Source organism: Pseudomonas sp. P7759, assembly GCF_013386445.1.
Lineage (GTDB): Bacteria > Pseudomonadota > Gammaproteobacteria > Pseudomonadales > Pseudomonadaceae > Aquipseudomonas > Aquipseudomonas azotoformans_A.
In genome coordinates, this window is the sequence record NZ_JACART010000077.1 from 1 (window position 1) to 23,233 (window position 23,233).

The 23,233-nt window shown below is 64.9% G+C and carries 2 protein-coding genes; both read left to right on the plus strand.

Translation table 11 applies throughout. From position 1 onward, the window contains the following. Positions 1–12,555 (plus strand): non-ribosomal peptide synthetase (locus tag HX823_RS30530; RefSeq protein ID WP_177078329.1); only part of this gene is annotated, 12,555 nt, incomplete at its 5' end. Next, positions 12,552–23,233, plus strand: a 10,682-nt coding sequence (locus HX823_RS30535; protein WP_177078331.1) for a non-ribosomal peptide synthetase, incomplete at its 3' end; no start/stop codon positions are given. The genes HX823_RS30530 and HX823_RS30535, both read left to right, overlap by 4 nt.

A 23,233-nucleotide genomic window follows, 5' to 3' on the forward strand; every position in this document is an offset into this window, starting at 1 on the left:
GCGGCGAACGTGCAGGATATCTACCCACTGGCGCCGCTTCAGGAAGGCATGCTGTACCACCATCTGTCGGCCGAGCAGGGCGATCCGTACGTGCTGCACGCGCAGTTCGAGTTCGACAGCCGTGGGCGTCTGGAGGCGTTTGCCGAAGCGCTGCAATGGGTGATCGATCGTCACGACATCCTGCGCACCTCTATGGTCTGGGAGCGTCTCGACGAGCCGTTGCAGGTGGTGTGGCGCAACGCGAGCCTGTCTTGCGAGGCGGTTGATTTCGATCCGCGTTGTTATCGCATGGACCTGGGCCAGGCGCCGTTGCTGCGCCTGGTGTTTGCCGAGGATTCGCTCACTGGGCGGGTGGCCGCGACCCTGCTGTTCCATCACACCATCCTCGATCACACCGCCCTGGACGTGGTGCGCCATGAAGTCCAGCTATACCTGGCCGGCGAGCACGCCCAGGCCGGTGAGCCGGTGCCGTTTCGCAGCTATATCGCCCAGGTGCGCCATGGCGTCAGCGAGCAGGCCCACGAAGCATTCTTCCGCGAGATGCTAGCGGATATCGAAGAGCCGACGCTGCCTTTCGGTTTGCAGGATGTACAGGGTGACGGCCTGGGCATTGACGAGGCACGCATCGCCGTCGACAGCTTACTGAGCCGCCGCCTGCGTACCCTGGCACGCCCCCTTGGCGTCAGCGTGGCGAGCATGATGCACCTGGCGCTGGCCCGCGTATTGGGCGTGGTCTCCGGGCGTGATGCAGTGGTGTTCGGCACCGTGATGCTCGGCCGCATGGGCGCGGGCGAGGGCGGTGAACGGGCCCTGGGTATGTTCATCAACACCTTGCCCTTGCGTGTGGATGTGGGCGAACAGGGCGTGCGTGCCGGGGTCAAGGCCACCCATGAACGCCTCACGACCTTGCTCAACCACGAACATGCGTCCCTCGCGCTGGCCCAGCGTTGCAGTGGCGTGGCCGCACCGACGCCGCTGTTCAGCGCCATGCTCAACTACCGCCACAGCGCCGCCACGGACATGGCCGAGGTGATCGAGGTGGCCGAGGGCATCCGTGTACTGGGCGCCGAGGAGCGCACCAACTACCCGCTGACGGTCAACGTCGATGACCTGGGTGAAGACTTCGCGCTGACCGTGATGGTCGACGCGTCCATCGGTGCCGAACGGGTCGCCACGTACCTGCACACCGCCCTGGCAAGCCTGGCCGACGCGCTGGAGCAACGACCGGACATGCCGCTCAGCGGCCTGAACATCCTGCCCGACACCGAACGCCACACCCTGCTGCACAGCCTCAATCAAAGCTCCGCGCACTACGCCGACACCGCCCTGATCCATCAGCAAGTCGAAACCCACGCCGCCGCCCAGCCCGAAGCTATCGCCTTGCGCTTCGACAACCAGCGCCTCACCTACCGCCAGCTCAACGAGCGCGCCAACCAGGTTGCCCACCGCCTGCTGGCCCAAGGCATCTGCCCGGATGACCGCGTGGCGATCTGCGTGGAGCGCGGCCCGGAGATGATCATCGGCTTGCTGGGCATTCTCAAGGCTGGCGCGGGCTATGTGCCGATCGACCCGGCTTATCCGCTGGAGCGCATCGCCTATACCTTGGCGGATAGCGCGCCTGTGGCCGTGCTGGTGCAAGCCAACACCCGTCATCTGGTCGGCGACCTGCCGCAGATCGACCTCAATGGCTTGCGCGGTGAGTCCCTCGTCAACCCACGAGTCACTGTCAGCCCGGCTCACCTGGCCTACGTGATCTACACCTCCGGCTCCACCGGCCAGCCCAAGGGCGTGATGATCGAGCACCGCCAGGTGGCTCGCCTGTTCACGGCCACCGAGCATTGGTTCGGCTTCAACGCCAACGATGTATGGGCGTTGTTCCACTCCTTCGCCTTCGATTTTTCGGTGTGGGAAATCTGGGGCGCGCTGATGCACGGCGGCCAGTTGCTGATCGTGCCGCAACTGGTCAGCCGTTCGCCGGATGAATGCTATTCGCTGCTGTGCGAAGCGGGCGTGAGCATCCTCAACCAGACGCCGAGCGCCTTCCGCCAGTTGATTGCTGCGCAAAGCCAGAACCCGCAATCCCACTCCTTGCGCCAAGTGATCTTTGGCGGCGAAGCGCTGGAACCGGGCATGCTCAAGCCGTGGTACGCCCGGGCGATCAATGCCGGCACGCAACTGGTAAACATGTACGGCATCACCGAAACCACCGTGCACGTGACCTATCGCGCCTTGGAAGCGGCGGATGCGCAATTGGTTGGCGTCAGCCCGATTGGCGTGCGTATTCCCGACTTGCAGCTGTACGTGCTGGATGCGCGTCGCGAGCCGCTGCCGTTGGGGGTGGTCGGTGAGTTGTACGTCGGCGGCGCCGGGGTGGCGCGCGGTTACCTCAACCGTGAGGCGCTGACCGCCGAGCGCTTCCTGGCCGACCCGGCCACCGGCCAGCGCCTGTACAAGACCGGCGACCTCGGCCGCCTGCTGGCCGACGGCAGCGTCGAATACCTGGGGCGCAACGATGACCAGGTGAAGATCCGCGGTTTCCGCATCGAACTGGGCGAGATCGAAGCGCACCTGGCCACGGCTCCTGGCGTACGTGATGCCGTAGTGATCGCCCGTGAGGACGAATCGGGCGATAAGCGCCTGGTGGCCTACGTGATTGCCGAAGGCGAACTACAGGCAGCCGATCTGCGCGACCATCTGCTCCAGAGCCTGGCCGAGCACATGGTGCCCAGCGCCTTTGTGCAGCTGGATACATTCCCGCTGACCACCAACGGCAAGCTCGACCGCAAGGCACTCCCCGCGCCGGATGCCGACGCCCTGGCCCGTCGCGGCTATACAGCGCCACAAGGCGCGGTGGAAACCGCCATCGCCGCGATCTGGCAAGACCTGCTCAAGCTCGACCAGGTCGGCCGTGACGACAACTTCTTCGAACTGGGCGGCCATTCGCTGTTGGCGGTCAAGCTGATCGAACGCATGCGCCAGGTCGACCTCAGCGCCGACGTGCGTGTGCTGTTCGGTCAACCGACCCTGGCGGCACTGGCCGCCGCCGTCGGTGGGCAACAGGAGGTGCAGGTCCCGGCCAACCTGATTACCCAGGCCAGCCAGCACATCACCCCGGACATGGTGCCGTTGGTGGAACTGGACCAGGCGGCGCTCGACCACATCATCCAGAGCGTACCCGGCGGCCTCAGCAACGTGCAGGATATCTACGGCCTGGCGCCGTTGCAGGCCGGCATTCTCTACCATCACCTGGCGACCACCGAGGGCGATCCCTACGTGTTGCAGGTGCAGTTCAGTTTCAACGATCAGGCAGCGGTGGACGCATTCATCCAGGCATTGCACAGCGTGATCGAACGCAACGATATCCTGCGCACCGCGATTCTCTGGGAAGGCCTCAACGAGCCGGTGCAGGTGGTCTTGCGCCAGGCGACCTTGGCCGTTGAGCGTAGCGACGAGTCGCTTGCCCAACTGCAGCAACGCTTCGATCCGCGTCACTTCCGCCTCGACCTGACCCGCGCGTCACTGATGCGCTTCGCCTACTCAGAAGAGCAAGGCCGTTTTGTCGGCATCTTGCTGTTGCACCATATCCTGCTGGACCACACCGCGTTGCAGGTGCTGGTGGACGAAATGAGCGCCAGCCTGTCCGGCAACAGTGCGCAATTGCCCGACGCCGTGCAGTACCGCAACTACGTGGCCCAGGCGCGACTTGGGGTCAGCCAGGCGCAGCACGAAGCGTTCTTCAGTGAAATGCTCGGCGATATCGATGAGCCGACCTTGGCCTTCGGCCTGCAGGACGTGAATGGCGACGGCAGTGGCATCCTTGAAGCTCACCTGCCGCTGGAACCGGCACTCAGCCTGGGCTTGCGCGAACAGGCGCGGCAACTGGGGGTGAGCACCGCCAGCCTGGTGCATTTGGCCTGGGCCCAGGTGCTGGGGCAGGTGTCTGGCCAACAGGATGTGGTGTTCGGCACCGTGTTGCTGGGCCGCATGCAGGGCGGCGAGGGCGCCGACCGCGCGTTGGGCATGTTCATCAACACCTTGCCGCTGCGGGTCAGCCTCGGCACGGTCGGCGTGCAAGCCGGCGTGCGCGCCACCCATGCGCGCCTGGCGCAATTGCTCGGGCATGAGCACGCCTCGTTGTCCCTGGCCCAGCGTTGCAGCGGCGTGCCGGGTTCGCTGCCGCTGTTCAGCACCTTGCTCAACTATCGCCACAGCGCACCGGGGGAAGCGCCGGGGGACAGCCCGTTCGCCGCCTCCGGTATCCAGATTCTCAGCTCCGAAGAACGCAGCAACTACCCGCTGGTGCTCAACGTCGATGATCTGGGTACGGGCTTCGCACTCACCGTACAGGGCGTCGCGACCCTCGATGTACAACGCGTGGGTGAGTACATGCTCACCGCGTTGCGCCACCTGGTGACCGCGTTGCAGCAGGCGCCGACCACACCGTTGCAGGCGGTATCGATCCTGCCAGCCGCCGAGCGTCACCAATTGCTGGTGGACTTCAACGCCACCGCCCGTGAATACCCGTCGCAGCTCACCGTACACCAGTTGTTCGAAGCCCAGGCGCTGGCCCGTCCAGAGGCCGTGGCGGCCGTGCATGGCCAGCTGTCCTTGAGTTACCGCGACCTCAACCGGCATGCCAACCGCCTGGCCCATCACTTGCTCAGCCAGGGCGTGCAACCGGGCGAAAGTGTGGCGATTGCGTTGCCGCGTTCCCTGGATTTGCTGATCTGCCAGCTGGCGATCCTCAAGTGCGGCGCGGTGTATGTGCCGCTGGACGTCAACGCGCCGGTCGAGCGCCAAGCGTTTATCGTGCAGGACAGCGGTGCGCACCGGGTGCTCAACAACCTGGCCGACCTGAACCTGGATGCCCAGTCGCCGCGTAATCCTGAACTGCCGCAGACTGCCGAAAGCGTCGCCTACATCCTCTACACCTCCGGCTCAACCGGGGCGCCCAAAGGCGTGCAAGTGCCGCACCGCGCCATTTCGCGGCTGGTGCTCAACAACGGTTACGCCGAATTCAATGCGCGCGACCGCGTGGCGTTTGCCTCTAACCCGGCGTTCGATGCGAGCACCCTCGACGTGTGGGCACCGTTGCTCAATGGCGGCTGCGTGGTGGTGGTCGAGCATGGCGTGCTGTTGTCCCAGGCGGCGTTTGCGTCGTTATTGCAGGAGCAATCCGTCAGCGTGTTGTGGATGACCGCCGGGTTGTTCCACCAGTACGCCGACGCGTTGATGCCGGTGTTCCGCCAACTGCGTTACCTGATCGTCGGCGGCGATGTGCTCGACCCGCAGGTGATTGGCCGCGTACTTGAACACGGTAAACCTCAACACCTGCTCAACGGCTATGGTCCCACCGAAGCCACCACCTTTTCCACCACCTTCGAGATCACCTCGGTGGGCGAGGGCGGCATTCCCATCGGCCGGCCGATAGCGAATGCCCAGGCCTACGTGCTCGACCCGCGCCAGCAACCCGTGCCGTTGGGCGTGGTGGGCGAGCTGTACATCGGCGGCGCGGGCGTGGCCAAGGGGTATCTGAACCAGCCGCAACTGACCGCCGAAAAATTCATCCCGAACCCGTTTGGTGAAGGCGTGCTGTACCGCACCGGCGACCTGGCCTGCTGGCAGGTCGACGGCACCTTGCTGTACCAGGGGCGCAATGACCTGCAGGTGAAGATCCGTGGTTTCCGGATTGAGCCCGGCGAGATCGAAACCTGCCTGGCCAGCTTCCCTGGCGTAAAAGACGCCGTGGTGCTGGCCCGTGAAGACGAGCCTGGCGACAAGCGCCTGGTGGCCTACTACACCGCCAGCGAGCCGTTGGACATCGAAACACTGCGTGCCCACCTGCAAGGCCAACTGCCGGATTACATGGTGCCGTCGGCCTATGTGTGGCTGGAGCTGCTACCGCTGACCGCCAACGGCAAGCTCGACCGCAAGGGCCTGCCGGTGCCGGACCCGAGTGCGCTGCTCAGCCGTGGGTTTGAAGCGCCGGAAGACGAAGTGGAAACCCAACTGGCGCAGATCTGGCAGGACGTGCTCAAGCTTGACCGCGTTGGTCGTCACGATCACTTCTTCGAATTGGGCGGGCATTCATTGCTGGCGGTCAGCCTGATCGAGCGCATGCGCCAGGTCGGCCTCAGCTGCGATGTGCGTGTGTTGTTCAGCCAGCCAAGCCTGGCGGCGCTGGCCGCCGCCGTGGGCAGTGGTCGGGAAGTCGTGGTGCCGGCCAATGGCATTCCAGCGGGTTGCACGCAGATCACGCCGTCCATGCTCACGCTGGTACAGCTCGACCCGACGGCGATCGCGCGTATCGTCGCGAACGTGCCGGGCGGGGCGGCGAACGTGCAGGATATCTACCCACTGGCGCCGTTGCAGGAAGGCATTCTTTACCACCACATCAGTGCCGAACAGGGCGATCCGTACCTGCTGCAATCGCGCATGGCATTCGACAGTATTGAGCGCCTGCACGCGTTCATGGGCGCGTTGCAAAAGGTTGTGGCCCGCCATGACATCTTGCGTACCGGCGTGGTCTGGGAAGGCCTGGACAGCCCGGTGCAAGTGGTTTGGCGTGAGGCGCAACTGGTTGTCCAGGAGGTTGCCTTGGACCCGGCGGACGGCGACGTCATCGAACAATTGCACGCGCGCTTCGATGCCCGCCATTACCGCCTGGACATCACCCAGGCGCCGCTGCTGCGCATGGTTTACGCCCAGGATCCGCAACACAACCGCGTCGCGGCAATCCTGCTGTTCCACCACCTGGCGCTGGACCACACCGCCATGGAAGTAGTGGGCCAGGAGATGCGCACGTTCCTGTTCAACCCGGCGCAGGACTTGCCCGAGGCGGCACCGTTCCGCAACTACGTGGCCCAGGCGCGCCTGGGTGTGAGCGTGGAGGAGCACGAAGCGTTCTTCCGCGACATGCTCGCTGACGTGGATGAGCCGACCCTGCCATTCGGTGTGCAAGACGTGCAGGGCGATGGGCGTGAGATCGAAGAAGCCGAATGGCCGGTGGATGCCGTGCTGGCCCAGCGCGTGCGCGAACAGGCGCGGCAGTTGGGCGTCAGCGCGGCAAGCCTGATGCACCTGGCCTGGGCGCAGGTACTGGGCCTGGTGTCCGGGCGTGACGACGTGGTGTTCGGCACCGTATTGATGGGCCGCATGCAGGCCGGTGACGGTGCGGACCGTGCGCTGGGCATGTTCATCAACACCTTGCCGCTGCGGGTCGATGTGGCGGCGCCGGCGGCGGTTGCGGTCAAGGCGACCCATGGGCGCTTGAGCGCCTTGCTTGGCCACGAACATGCGTCCCTGGCGCTGGCCCAGCGTTGCAGCGGCGTGGCGAATGCCTCGCCGCTGTTCAGTGCCTTGCTCAACTACCGCCACAGCACGCCTGGCGAAATGGCCCGCGACGGCCATGGCATATGGGAAGGGGTGCAACTGCTCGGCGGTGAGGAGCGCAGCAACTACCCGCTGACCTTGAGCGTGGATGACCTGGGCGAAGGCTTCGGCCTGACCGTCTTGGCACTGCCGCAGATCGGTGCCCAGCGCATGTGTGCCTATATGCATAACGCCGTCGAACAGTTGGTCGAGACGCTGGAAAACGCACCGAAGACTGTGCTGACCCAGCTATCGATCCTACCGACAGCGGAGCGCGAAAGCCTGCTGCGCGAGTTCAACGCCACCGCCAGCGATTTCCCCAAGGGCCACACGGTGCATGGGGCATTCGAGGTCCAGGCCGAGCGCCAACCTCACGCCATCGCCGTGGTGCAAGACGGCGAATCGCTGACCTACCAGCAGCTCAATATTCGCGCCAACCAGTTGGCCCATCATCTGTTGCAACAGGGCGTGCAGCCCGACGATCGCGTCGCCCTGTGCTGCCGTCGCGGCCCGCAGATGCTGGTGGGCTTGCTGGGCATCCTCAAGGCCGGTGCCGGCTACGTGCCTATCGACCCGGCGTATCCCGCGGAGCGTATCGCTTACTTGCTGCAAGACAGCGCCCCCGTGGCGGTGTTGGCCGAAGCCAGTACCCGCGACCTGTTGGGCGCGGTTGCCACCCTCGACCTGCACGATCCGCGCGTGCAGCAGCAGGCCGTCAGCAACCCGCAACTCAGCGCATTGACCCCGGCGCACTTGGCTTACGTCATCTACACCTCCGGCTCCACCGGCCAGCCCAAGGGCGTGATGGTGGAACACCGCACCGTGGAAAACCTGGTGCACTGGCACTGCGAGGCCTTTGGCCTGGATGCGACGGGCCACACCAGCAGCGTCGCCGGTTTCGGTTTTGATGCGATGGCCTGGGAGGTCTGGCCGGCGCTGTGCGTGGGTGCCACCCTGCATCTGCCACCGGCCGATGTGGGCAATGAAAATATCGATGAACTGCTCGCCTGGTGGCTGGCGCAACCGCTGGACGTCAGCTTCCTGCCAACGCCTGTGGCCGAATACGCCTTCAGCCAGAACCTGCAACACCCCACGTTGCGCATTCTACTGATTGGCGGTGATCGCCTGCGCCAGTTCACCCAGGAACGCCGCTTTGCAGTGATCAACAACTACGGCCCCACCGAAGCCACGGTAGTTGCCACCTCCGGCCGCGTGCGCGCCGGGCAGGTGCTGCATATCGGCCGGCCCATCGCCAATGCCAGCGTCTACCTGCTGGATGCGCACTTGCGGCCGGTGCCGGTGGGGGTGGCGGGCGAGTTGTATGTGGGCGGCAGCGGCGTGGCGCGCGGTTACCTGAACCGTCCGGACCTGAGCGCCGGACGCTTCCTGCACGACCCGTTCAACGAGGGTCGCATGTACCGCACCGGCGACCTGGCGCGCTGGTTGCCGGATGGCAATATCGAGTACCTGGGGCGTAACGATGACCAGGTGAAAGTGCGTGGCGTGCGGGTTGAGCTGGGTGAAATCGAAAGCCGCCTGGCTGCACTGGACGGCGTCGGCGAAGCCGTGGTGCTGGTGCGCGAAGGGCGCTTGATTGCCTGGTTCACCGAACAGCAACCGTTGGATATCGACACCCTACGCGCGCAACTGCAAGCCCAATTGCCGGATGCCTTGGTGCCGGTCGCCTATGTGAAGCTGCAGACCTTGCCCCTGACCGCCAACGGCAAGCTCGACCGCAAGGCGTTGCCGGAACCGGATCAGGCGGCGTTGCTGACGCGCGATTATGAAGCACCCCAAGGCGAGGTTGAGAGCATCCTGGCGCGCATTTGGGCCGAGGTTCTGCAAGTGGAGCAGGTCGGGCGCCATGACCATTTCTTCGAGCTGGGCGGCCATTCGTTGCTCGCCGTCAGCCTGATCGAACGCATGCGCCAGGTCGGCCTGAGTGCCGATGTGCGCGTGCTGTTCAGCCAGCCGACCCTGGCCGCGCTGGCGGCTGCCGTGGGCAGTGGGCGCGATGTGTCGGTGCCGGAAAACCGTATTCCGGCGGGCTGCCAGCGCATCACCCCGGACCTGTTGTCCCTGGTGCAACTCGACCAATCGACCATCGACCACGTCGTCGCCCAGGTGCCCGGCGGTGCTGCCAATGTGCAGGACATCTACCCGCTGGCGCCGCTGCAGGAAGGCATTCTCTACCACCACATCAGCGCAGGGCAGGGCGACCCTTACCTGCTGCAATCGCACCTGGCGTTCGACAGCCTCGACCGCTTGAATGCCTTCGCCCAGGCGCTGCAACAGGTGATCGACCGTCACGACATCCTGCGCACCGCCGTGGTCTGGGAGGGCCTGGCCCAGCCGCTGCAAGTGGTGTGGCGCAAGGCACGCTTGCAGGTGCAGGCGGACGTGATCGACCAACTGCATCAGCGCTTCGACCCGCGCCAGTACCGTGTGCCGATGAATCAGGCGCCGCTGATACGCCTGGTGTACGCGCCGGACCCGGCCAATCAGCGCGTGGTCGCGATCCTGTTGTTCCACCACATTGCCCTCGATCACACCGCCCTCGACGGTGTGCGCCACGAGATGCAGGCCAGCCTGCTCGGGCAGCCACAACCTGCCGGCGACGCCACGCCGTACCGTAACTACGTGGCCCAGGCGCGGTTGGGTGTCAGTGAAGAGGAACACGAACAGTTCTTCCGTGGGATGCTCGGCGATATCAACGAACCGACCTTGCCATTCGGCCTGCAGGACGTGCGCGGCGACGGCAATGCTATCGAAGAGGTCCAGCTGAACCTGGCCCCAACTCTCAACCAGCGCCTGCGGACCCAGGCGCGCTTGCTCGGCGTAAGTGCCGCCAGCCTGTTCCACCTGGCCTGGGCGCGAGTCCTCGCCAGCACTTCAGGCCAGGAAAACGTGGTGTTCGGCACCGTGTTGCTGGGGCGCATGCAAGGCGGCAAAGGCAGCGACCGGGCGCTGGGCATGTTCATCAACACCTTGCCGCTGCGCGTGGACATCGATGGCAGCGGTGTACGTGTGGCGGTCAAGCAGACCCACGCGCGGTTGACCGCGCTGCTCGGGCATGAACACGCATCCCTGGCGCTGGCCCAGCGTTGCAGCGGTGTCGCCGCGCCGCAGCCGTTGTTCAGCGCCATGCTCAACTACCGCCACAGCGACAGCCAGCAGGCGCCAGTGTCCCAGGCCTGGGAAGGCATCCAGACCCTGGCCAGCGAGGAGCGCACCAACTACCCGTTGACGCTGAACGTGGACGACCAGGGCGACGGCTTCCGTCTCACTGCCATGACCGCGAAGTCGATTGGCGCGCAACGCCTCTGCGGTTATCTGCAAGTGACCTTGCAAGGGCTGGTCGACGCACTGGAGCAGGCGCCGCAGCTGGCGGTCAATCGCTTGCCGGTGCTGGAGGCCCAGGAACGTCAGCAACTGCTGTCGGGTTTCAACGCCACTGAGGTCGCCTATGACCTCGACCAGACCTTGCACGGCCTGTTTGAAGCGCAAGTGATGCGCACACCGGACGCCATCGCCGTCAAGGCAGGTGAGCTGACATTGACCTACGCCGAACTGAACGCGCAGGCCAACCAACTGGCGCATCACCTCATAGATATGGGCGTGCAAGCCGATTCGCGGGTCGCGATCTGCGTGGAGCGCGGCCTGGACATGGTGGTCGGACTGTATGCGATCCTCAAGGCCGGTGCCGCCTATGTGCCGCTGGACCCGGCGTATCCGCTGGAACGTATCGCCTACATGCTGGAAGACAGCGCGCCTGTTGCGGTGCTGGCCCAAGGCGCCACGCGTGGTTTGCTGGGCGACGCGCCGGTGATCGATCTGGACCGGCCGACCTGGCAGCACCAATCTATCGATAACCCACAGGTGCAGGCCCTCAGCGCCTACGTGATCTACACCTCCGGTTCCACCGGTCAGCCCAAGGGCGTGATCAACGACCATCCTGGCGTGGTCAACCGCCTGTTGTGGATGCAGGACGCCTACGGCCTCAAGGCCCACGACCGGGTGTTGCAGAAAACCCCGTTCAGCTTCGACGTGTCGGTGTGGGAGTTCTTCTGGCCGCTATTCACTGGAGCGTGCCTGGTCATGGCGCGTCCTGGTGGGCATAAAGACCCGGCCTATCTGTGCGAGGTGATCGCGAACGAACAGATCACCACGTTGCACTTTGTGCCGTCGATGCTCGATGTGTTCCTCGCCCATGGTGATGTCAGCCAGGCGGCCGGTCTGCAACGGGTAATGTGCAGCGGCGAAGCCTTGCCGGGCAGCCTGGTGCGGCGCTTCAAGCAGCAACTGCCGGGTATCGGCCTGTACAACCTGTACGGCCCGACCGAGGCGGCGGTGGACGTGACCGCCTGGAACTGTGCGCGGCCGGACGTGCCGGACAACACGCCGATCGGCAAACCCATCGCCAACACCCGGATGTATGTGCTGGATGCGCAGATGCAGCCGGTGCCCCTGGGCGTGGTGAGCGAGTTGTTCATCGGCGGCGTGCAGGTGGCGCGCGGTTACCTCAATCGTCCTGAGTTGACCGCCGAACGTTTCCTCAAGGACCCGTTCACCGACGGCCGCCTGTATCGCACCGGCGACCTGGGGCGTTACCTGCCCGACGGCACTATCGAGTACCTGGGCCGCAACGACGACCAGGTGAAGATCCGTGGCTTGCGCATCGAGCTGGGCGAGATCCAGGCACGCCTGTTGGAACATCCGCAGGTCAACGAGGCCGCCGTGCTGGCTCGCGAAGACCGGCTCGTCGCCTACTACACCGGCGTTCGGGCAACGGACCTGCGCGAACACCTGCTGCACCACCTGCCGGATTTCATGGTGCCCGCTCTGTTCGTGCACCTCGACGCGTTGCCGCTGAGCCCCAATGGCAAGCTCGACCGCAAGGCCTTGCCGGCGCCGGGCAGCGAAGCCTTGACCGTGCGCGAGTACGAAGCCCCGGTGGGCGACACCGAAATCCTCCTGGCGCAACTCTGGGCCGAGCTGCTCAACGTGGAACGGGTAGGGCGCCAGGACAATTTCTTTGAACTGGGCGGGCACTCGCTGCTCGCCGTGAGCTTGATCGGGCGCTTGCGCCAGGAAGGCATGGAAGCCGATGTGCGTGCGTTGTTCGAACAGCCGACCCTGGCTGGCTACGCCGCGATGACTGAACGAATGGAGATCGTCCTGTGAGCATTCTCGAACTGCTGGCGACGCTGAAAACCAAGGACGTGCAACTCGCGCTCAAGGGCGAGCAGTTGTCGGTGCAAGGCAACAAACAAGCGCTGAGCGACCCGGTGATTCTTGCCGCCTTGCGCGAACACAAGCCGGCGTTGATCGAACTGATCAAGGCCGGCGAGTATTCGGCCGCCAACGAGGTGCCGGCCAATGGCATCCCGGCCAATGCCGAACGGATCACGCCGGCCATGTTGACCCTGTCCGACCTGAGCCAGGATGAGATCGACCGCATCGTCGCTACGGTCGACGGCGGCGTGGCGAATATCCAGGACATCTACCCGCTGGCGCCGCTGCAGGAAGGCATTCTGTTTCACCACGTCAGCACCGAGCAGGGCGACCCCTATGTGATGCAGTCGCAGTTCGCCTTCGACAGTGTCGAGCGTTTCGAGGCGTTTGCCCTGGCCCTGCAAGGGGTGATCGACCGTCACGACATCCTGCGCACCGGCGTGGTCTGGGACGGATTGCAACAGCCGTCGCAAGTGGTGTGGCGCAGCGCGCAGCTGCCGGTGCAGGCGCTGGAACTCGACCCGGCCGACGGTGATATTGCTGCCCAACTGCACACGCGCTTCGATGCCCGCCATTATCGGCTGGACGTGACCCAGGCGCCGCTGCTGCGTCTGGCCTGGGCGAAGGACCCGGCGCAGGGGCGCATCGTCGCCATGCTGCTGTTCCATCACATGGCCCTGGATCACAGTGCCCTGGAAGTGGTGCGCCATGAAATGCAGGCGTTCCTGCGGGGCGACGCCGGGCAACTGGGTCATGCCGTGCCGTTTCGCAACTATGTTGCGCAGGCGCGGCTGGGTGTCAGCGAGCAACAGCATGAGGCGTTTTTCCAGCAGATGCTTGGCGATGTGGTCGAGCCGACGTTGCCCTTCGGCTTGCAGGATGTGCAGGGCGATGGCCGCGGGATCAATGAACTGGATTGGCCGCTGTCGGACGCGCTCAACCAGCGCCTGCGCGCCCAGGCCCGCTTGCTTGGCGTCAGCGTCGCCAGCCTGTTCCACCTGGGCTGGGCCCAGGTGTTGAGCGTGCTGGCCGGCAAGTCCCAGGTGGTGTTTGGCACCGTACTGATGGGCCGTATGCAAGGTGGACATGCCACGGACCGCGCCTTGGGGATCTTCATCAATACCTTGCCGTTTCGCGTGGACGTGGCTGGCGACGACCTGCGCAGCGCAGTCAAGGCCACCCACACGCGCCTCACCGCGCTGCTGCGCCACGAACACGCGCCCCTGGCGCTGGCGCAACGGTGCAGCGGGGTGGTGGCGCCGACGCCGTTGTTCAGTGCGTTGCTCAATTATCGCCACAGCGGCACTGGCACCAGCAGCGAAGCCGTGGCCGCGTGGCAGGGCATCGAGACGCTGCGTTCGGATGAGCGTACCAACTACCCGCTGACCTTGAGCGTGGATGACCTGGGCGAAGGGTTTATCCTGCGTCTGCTGGCGACCACCCAGGTCGATCCACAGCGTGTCTGCGCTTACCTGCAAACCGCCCTGGACAACCTGGTGACCGCGTTGGAACAGGCGCCGCACACCGCGCTCAACCAAGTGTCGGTGCTGCCTGCCGATGAACAGCGTTTGCTGCTGGAACACTTCAACGCCACGCAAGCGGATTTTCGCCAGGGCACCACGCTGCACGCTCGCGTCGAAGCCCAGGCCGCGCTCACGCCGGACGCGATTGCCGCTGTGCATTCGGGCCGTCAGCTGACCTATGCCGAACTCAACCAGCAAGCCAACCTGCTGGCCCATCACCTGCTGGCGCTGGGGGTCAAGCCGGACGACCGCGTTGCCATCGTTGCGCGCCGAGGCCTGGACACTCTGGCCGGCTTGCTGGCGATCCTCAAGGCCGGCGCCTGTTATGTGCCGGTGGACCCGTCGCACCCGGCCGAGCGCCTCACCTACCTGCTGACCGACAGCGCCCCGGTGGCGGTGTTGACCCAGCAGGTCTTGCTGGAGCGTTTACCGGCCCTTGACGTGCCGGTGATCAACCTCGACCGCTTCACCTGGCAACACCATTCGGCGAGCAACCCCAAGGTGGTGGTCACCCCGTTCAACCTCGCCTATGTGATCTACACCTCCGGCTCCACCGGCCTGCCCAAAGGCGTGATGGTGGAGCATCACACCGTGGCCAACCTGGTGGACTGGCACTGCAACGCCTTCGACCTGTGCGCCGGGCGCCACACGGCCAGCGTCGCCGGGTTCGGCTTTGATGCGATGGCCTGGGAAGTCTGGCCGGCGCTGTGCGTGGGCGCGACCCTGCACCTGCCACCGGCCCATGACGGCACCGAAGATATCGACGCGTTGTTGGCCTGGTGGTGTGCGCAGCCGTTGGACGTGTGTTTCCTGCCTACGCCAGTGGCCGAGTACGCCTTCAGCCAGCAGATCGAGCACCCGACGCTGCGCACCCTGCTGATCGGTGGCGATCGCCTGCGCCAGTTCGGCCGGGCGCAGCGCTTTGACTTGATCAACAACTACGGGCCGACCGAGGCCACGGTGGTTGCGACCTCGGGCAAGGTCGAGGCCGGCCAGCCGCTGCATATCGGCAAGCCTATCGCCAATGCCACGGTCTACCTGCTGGATGAGCAACAGCGGCCGGTGCCATTGGGCGTGGCCGGTGAGTTGTACGTGGGCGGCAACGGCGTGGCGCGGGGTTACCTGAACCGCCCGGAACTGACCGCCGAACGCTTCCTGCAAGATCCCTTCAACACTGGGCGCATGTACCGCACCGGCGACCTGGCGCGCTGGCTGCCGGATGGCAACATCGAGTACCTGGGGCGCAACGATGACCAGGTAAAAATTCGCGGCATGCGCATCGAACTGGGCGAAATCGAAACCCAGCTCAACCAAGTGGCGGGCATCCAGGAAGCCGTGGTACTGGTGCGCGAAGAGCGGCTGGTGGCGTATTTCACCGAAAACCGCCAACTCGACCCGTTGGTCGTGGGCGATATCCGCGCCCATCTGGTGGCGCACCTGCCGGACTACATGGTGCCGGTCGCCTACGTAAAGCTGGACGCGTTGCCCCTGACTGCCAACGGCAAGCTTGACCGCAAGGCCTTACCGGCGCCGGACATGGCCGCCGTGTTTACCCGCGAGTACGCCGCCCCCGAAGGTGAAATCGAGAGCGTGCTGGCGCAGATCTGGGCCGATGTGCTGCACGTGGAGCGCGTTGGGCGTCGCGACCACTTCTTCGAACTGGGAGGGCACTCGTTGTTGGCGATGCGCATGGTCTCGCAGATCCGCCAGCGCCTGGGCGTCGAGTTGTTGCTCGGCGATTTGTTTGCCAACGCCGAACTGGCCGCCGTCGCCGAGGTGCTGGCCCGGTCCGGTCGCAGCACCTTGCCGGATATCCTGCCGGCCAATCGTGATGAGCAGGTGCCGCTGTCCTTTGCCCAGCAGCGCCTGTGGTTCCTGGCGCTGATGGAAGGCGCCAACACCGCCTACAACATTCCTATCGGCCTGCGTTTGCGTGGGCAGTTGCATGTCGAGGCGCTGCAACGGGCGCTCGCCCGCATCGTCGCGCGCCACGAAACCCTGCGCAGCCGCTTCGCCCAGCACGGCGATGACGCCCAAGTGTTGATCGTACCCGCCGAAGACGTTCTGCCCCTGCAAGTACAGGACCTGCGCCGCCACCCGCAACCCCAGCAGGCGCTGGATGCGTTGATCCACGGCGAGGCCTCGGCGCCGTTCGACCTGGAGCGTGGCCCGTTGTTGCGCGGTCGCCTGATGGTCATGGCCGACGACCACCACGTGTTGCTGCTGACCCTGCACCATATCGTCTCCGATGGCTGGTCCATGGGCGTGCTCACCCGCGAGCTGATGGCGTTGTATCAAGCCTTCAGCCACGGCCAGCCCGATCCATTGCCGCCGCTGCCGATCCAGTACGGCGACTTCGCCGTATGGCAACGCCTGTGGCTCAGCGGCGAGGTGTTGCATCGCCAGAGCACCTATTGGCAGCAGGCGCTGGCCGGTGCGCCGGCCTTGCTGACCTTACCGACTGACCGCCCGCGCCCGGCGCAACAGGACTACGCCGGCAGCAGCGTCGAAGTGCGCCTGGACGAACGCCTCACCGCCGGGCTCAAGGCCTTGAGCCAACGCCACGGCACCACCTTGTACATGACCTTGATGAGCGCCTGGGCCTCACTGCTCGCGCGGCTGTCCGGGCAACAGGACGTGGTGATCGGCTCACCCGTCGCCAATCGCACACGCAGCGAGGTGGAAGGGCTGATCGGCCTGTTCGTCAACACCTTGGCCGTGCGCATCGACACCTCCGGCGAGCTGAGCACCGAGGCGCTGCTGGCGCGGGTCAAGGCGCTGGCGCTGGAAGCCCAGGCCCATCAAGACCTGCCGTTTGAGCAGGTGGTAGAAATCACCCGGCCGCCGCGCAGCCTGGCCCACAGCCCGCTGTTCCAGACGCTGTTGACCTGGCAGGACAGCAGCGCGCCGACCCTGGCCTTGGGCGACCTAGCCCTGGAAGGCATCGTCGAGAACAGTCATTTTGCCAAGTTCGACCTGTCCCTGGACTTGAGCGAAGTGCAGGGCACGATCATCGGCGCACTGGAGTACGCGGTAGCGCTGTTCGATGAGTCGACGGCGCAGCGTTACGTCGGCTATTTCACCCGCGTGTTGCAGGCCATGGTCGATAACGATCAGGCGGTGCTGGAACAGGTACCGCTGGTGGATGAGAGCGAGCGTCAGCATTTGCTGTTCGACTTCAATGCCACCGAGGTGACCTACGACCTCGACCAGACCGTGCACGGTATGTTCGAAGCGCAGGTGGCGCGGACACCGGATGCCATCGCCGTCAAGGCGGATGACCTTGTATTGACCTATGCCGAGCTGAACGCACGGGCCAACCAGTTGGCGCATCACCTGCTGGACATCGGCGTTCAGCCGGATTCACGGGTTGCGATCTGTGTGGAACGTGGCCTGGAGATGGTCATCGGCCTGTACGCGATCCTCAAGGCCGGCGCCGCCTATGTGCCGCTGGACCCGGCGTATCCGCTGGAGCGTATTGCCTACATGCTGGAGGACAGCGCGCCGGTCGCGGTGCTGGCCCAGGGCGGGACACGCGGGTTGTTGGGGGATGTGCCGGTGGTCGATCTGGACCGGCCGACCTGGCAGCACCCACGTGAAGACAATCCCGCTGTGCAGGGCATCAGCGCCTATGTGATCTACACCTCCGGCTCCACCGGCCAACCCAAGGGCGTGATCAACGACCATCCCGGCGTGGTCAACCGCCTGTTGTGGATGCAGGACGCCTATGGCCTGCAAGCCCATGACCGTGTCTTGCAGAAAACCCCGTTCAGCTTCGACGTGTCGGTATGGGAGTTCTTCTGGCCGCTGTTCACCGGCGCTTGCCTGGTGATGGCGCGTCCTGGCGGGCATAAAGACCCGGCGTACCTGTGCGAGGTGATCGCCGCTGAGCAGATCACCACGCTGCACTTCGTACCGTCGATGCTGGATGTGTTCCTGGCCCATGGCGACGTTAGCCAAGCGGCCGGTCTGGTGCGGGTGATGTGCAGCGGCGAAGCCTTGCCGGGCAGCCTGGTGCGGCGCTTCAAGCAGCAGTTGCCGGGCAGCGAATTGCACAACCTGTATGGCCCGACCGAAGCCGCCGTCGATGTGACCGCGTGGAACTGCGCCGGCCCGGTGACGCCGGACAACACGCCGATTGGCAAACCGATCGCCAACACTCGCATGTATGTGCTGGATGCACAGATGCAGCCGGTGCCCTTGGGCGTGGTGGGCGAGTTGTTCATTGGCGGCGTGCAAGTGGCGCGCGGTTACCTGAACCGGCCGGAATTGACCGCCGAGCGTTTCCTCAAGGACCCGTTCACCGACGGTCGCCTGTACCGCACCGGCGACGTGGGCCGCTACTTGGCAGACGGCACGATTGAGTACCTGGGGCGTAATGACGATCAGGTGAAAATCCGTGGCCTGCGCATTGAACTGGGGGAAATCCAGTCACGCCTCACTGAGTATCCGCCGGTCAACGAAGCCGCCGTGATCGCCCGCGACAATCGTTTGATCGCCTACTACACCGGGGCTTTCAGCGAGATCGACGGGTTGCGCGCGCACCTGTTGCAGCACCTGCCGGAGTTCATGGTGCCGGCGATCTTTGTGCACCTCGACAGCTTGCCCCTGAGCCCCAACGGCAAGCTCGACCGCAAGGCTTTGCCTGCGCCCGGCCTGGAGTCGGTGGTGGTACGCGAATACGAAGCGCCCCAGGGCGACACTGAAATCACCTTGGCCAGCCTGTGGGCCGAGTTGCTCAACGTGGAGCGTGTGGGCCGTCACGACAACTTCTTCGAATTGGGCGGGCACTCGTTGCTCGCGGTGAGCCTGATGGGGCGCATGCGCCGCCTCGGGTTGTCGGCTGATGTGAAGGTGTTGTTCGGCCAGCCGACCTTGTCAGCCTTGGCGGCGGCCTTGGGCGGTGGCCGGGAAGTGGCGGTGCCGGCCAATCGCATTGCGCTTGATTGCACCGCGATCACCCCGGATATGTTGCCGTTGATCCAACTGGACCCGCCAGCCATCGAGCGTATCGTCGCCTGCATTCCGGGCGGCGCAGCCAATGTGCAGGACATCTACCCGTTGGCGCCGTTGCAGGCGGGCATGCTGTATCACCATCGTGCGGTACAGGGTGCTGATGACTATGTGCTGCGCGCGCAGTTTGCGTTCGACAGCCCACAGCGCCTGGAGGCGTTCGCCCTGGCCTTGCAGGCGGTGATCCAGCGCCACGACATCCTGCGTTCGTCGTTCCATTGGGACGGCCTGGAAGAACCGGTGCAGGTGGTTTGGCGCGAGGCGTCGCTGCGTGTCGAACGCGGCGTGGTGCCGGAACGGCTTGATCTGTCGCAAGCCCCGTTGATGCGCCTGGTGGTCAATGCGCACAGTGCGACGTTGCTGTTCCACCACCTGGTGATGGACCACATCGCCCTGGAGATCCTGCAACAGGAGATGCAGGCGTTCCTCATGGGCACTCAACACACCTTGGGCGTGGCTGTGCCGTATCGCAACTATGTGGCCCAGACCCGCGTCGGTGCAGAGGACCACGAAGCGTTCTTCCGCGAAATGCTCGGTGATATTGATGAGCCGACCCAGGTCGAACGCTTGGGCCGCAACGAGCCGATTCAACGCCCACTGGATGCGCAATTGAGCCAACGCCTGCGCACCCAAGCGCGGCAATCCGGCGTCAGCGCCGCCAGCCTGATGCACCTGGCCTGGGCCCAGGTGCTGGGCAAGGTTTCGGGCCGCGACAACGTGGTGTTTGGCAGTGTGATGCTCGGCCGCTTGCAAGGTGGTGAAGGCGCCGAGCGGGCCATGGGGGTGTTTATCAATACCTTGCCGCTGCGGGTCGACCTGGGTGAACACTCGGTGCGCGACGCGCTGCGGGCTACCCATGCACGTCTCAACCAATTGCTCAGCCATGAACAGGCGCCGCTGGCCTTGGCCCAACGCTGCAGCGGCGTGCCGGCGGCGACGCCGCTCTTCGACACATTGTTCAACTATCGCCACAGTGCGCCGCAGGCTACCAGCGAAGCATGGCAGGGCATTCGGCTGCTCAAGGCTGAAGAACACAGTAACTACGGCCTGTCAGTGAGCGTGGATGACCTGGGCGAGGGGTTCTCGCTGAAAGTCGTGGGGCAGGGCGCACGCCGGTTGTGCGGCTACTTGCAGGTTGCCGTGGAACAGGTGGTGCAGGCGCTGGAACAGGGCAGCGCGGTGGGCATCAGCCACTTGCCGATCCTGCCTGACGTCGAACGCCAGCAACTGCTGGAGTTCAACGCCACCACGCGTGCATTCCCGCGTGAACACAACGTGCAACGCCTGTTCGAAGCCCAGGCCCAGGCGCGTCCTGGCGCATTGGCCGCTTTGCATGGCGGGCAGTCATTGAGTTATGGCGAACTGAATATCCGTGCCAATCGCCTGGCCCATCACCTGCTGGGCCTTGGGCTGCGTCCCGGCGATAACGTGGCGATCCTGCTGCCGCGCGGCCTGGACCTGCTGACCAGCCAACTGGCCGTGCTCAAATGCGCCGCCGCCTATGTGCCGCTGGATATCAACGCACCCGTCGAGCGCCAGGGCTTCATGGTGCAGGACAGCGGCGCGGCCTGGTTGTTGACCCATAGCGATAGGGCCGTCGACTACGCTGTGCAACGCTTGGACCTGGACACCCTGGCCCTCGATCCACAACCCAGCCACAACCCGGACCTGTCGCAGTCCTCGGACAGCGTGGCGTACATCATGTACACCTCCGGTTCCACCGGCACGCCCAAAGGTGTGTTGGTGCCCCATCGCGGTATCACGCGTCTGGTGATCAACAACGGCTACGCCGACTTCAATGCCAGCGACCGCGTGGCCTTCGCCTCCAACCCGGCGTTCGACGCCAGCACCATGGATGTGTGGGGCCCGCTGCTCAATGGCGGCCAGGTGCAGGTGATCGACCACGCCACCTTGCTGGATCCTGCGGCCTTCGGCGTGGCTTTGGCGGACGCAACGGTGCTGTTCGTCACCACGGCCTTGTTCAACCAGTATGTGCAGCTGATTCCCCAGGCCCTGGCGGGCTTGCGCATTCTGCTGTGCGGCGGCGAGCGTGCCGATCCGGCTGCATTCCGCAGCTTGTTGCACCAGGCGCCCGCGTTGCGCCTGGTGCATTGTTATGGGCCGACCGAAACCACCACTTACGCCACCACCTATGAGGTGCGCGCGCTGGCCGAGGCCGCTGACAGCGTGCCGATTGGTCGCCCGATTTCCAATACGCGGATCCATGTGCTGGATGCGCACCTTCAGCCAGTGCCTGTGGGCGTGACCGGTGAAATCTGCATTGGCGGGGACGGCGTGGCCCTGGGGTATCTGAATCGACCAGATCTCACCGCTGAAAAGTTTGTACGGGATCCGTTGAGTGAGGGCGCCTTGATGTACCGCACCGGCGACCTCGGCCGTTGGACGGCGGACGGCCTGCTGGATTGCATCGGGCGCAATGACGACCAGGTGAAGATCCGCGGTTTCCGCATCGAACTGGGCGAGATCGAAGCGCGCCTGGCGACCTTCGCCGGTATCCAGGACGTGGTGGTGCTGGCTCGCGAAGACGCACCGGGCGACAAGCGCCTGGCGGCGTATTTCACCTGGGCCGGTCAGCCTGTCGACCTCGACAGCGTGCGCGCCTATCTGCAAGGCCAATTGCCGGAATACATGGTGCCGTCGGCCTTTGTGCCGCTGGATCACCTGCCGCTGACCGCTAACGGCAAGGTCGACCGCAAGGCCTTGCCGGTGCCGGCCCTGGAAACGTTCAACCGCCGTGAGTTCGAGGCGCCGGCCGATGGGCTGGAGCACACCCTGGCCCAGCTATGGGCCGAGGTGTTGAAGCTGGAGCAGGTTGGTCGCCATGACAGTTTCTTCGAGTTGGGCGGGCATTCATTGCTGGCGATCCGGCTGGTCAACCTGATGGAAGAAGCGGGGTTGCAGGTGTCACTGGCTGAGCTGTTCCAGCATGCCAGTGTGGCCTCCGTCGCCGCGATGCTGCGCCAGCGTACGGATGAGCCGGTGCGTGACACGTCGGTGATCACGGTGCGCAGGGGTGGATCGCAAGCGCCGCTGTTCCTGGTCCATGAGTTCAGCGGCATGGACGTGTACTTCCCGGCGCTGGGCCAGCATCTGCCGGGTGACTATCCGATCTACGGCTTGCCAGGCGTGGCGCTGGGCGAAGCGCATCTGAACACGATGGAAGGTCTGGCTGCGCGGCTGGTCGGGTTGATCCGAGGCATTCAGCCCCATGGGCCTTACCGGGTTGCCGGGTGGTCATTCGGCGGGGTGCTGGCCTATGAAGTGGCGATGCAACTGCTGGGGCTGGATGAACCGGTTGAGTTCCTCGGCTTGATCGACAGCTACGTACCGCGCATGACCGACCAGGGCAAGGCGCGATGGAGCGGGGCGGATGCACTCAAGCGGCATTTGCTGTTGCAGTGCTCGGCGTATTGGAAAGCACAGGGAGGTGTGGATGAGTTGGCGAGCCTTGGGCAGTTGGAGGCGCAGGTTGGACAGTTGGACTTTGCAGGCCTGCTGCAACGTTGTCGCGATGAAGGTGTGTTGCACGCGCAAATGGCAGCGGCGACGGATGCGGACCTCTTGAACTACATCGAGCGGGAAGTGGGTCACGGGCATGCTTTGGCGCATTACAGCCTGTTTCCGTTGCCGATTGCGGTGCATCTGTTCAGTGCGAGTGAGCGGCCTACCGAGTTGTCGCGGCGCAGTGAAGCACTGGGTTGGAATGAGGTGTTGGCGCCGGGGCAATTGCTTCAGGTGGCGGTGCCGGGGGATCACCAGAGCATGATGCAGGCGCCGTATATCCAGGCGCTGGGTCAGGCGATGGCTGAGGCCTTGGTGACGTGCACGCCGCAGGTTCAGGCTCAGCACCAGCCGTTGCTGCGGATTCAGAGTGGCCGGGCGGGGTATGCGCCGGTGTTCTGTGTGCCGGGGGCGGGGGACAGCGTCACCGGGTTTATTGGCTTGAGTGAGGCGCTGGGGCGGGATTGGCCGTTGTTTGGCTTGCAGCCGCGTGGGTTGGACGGTGAGGCGGTGCCCCATAGCCAGGTGGAAGCGGCGGCGGCTTGTTACTTGAAGGCGTTGGAGCAGGA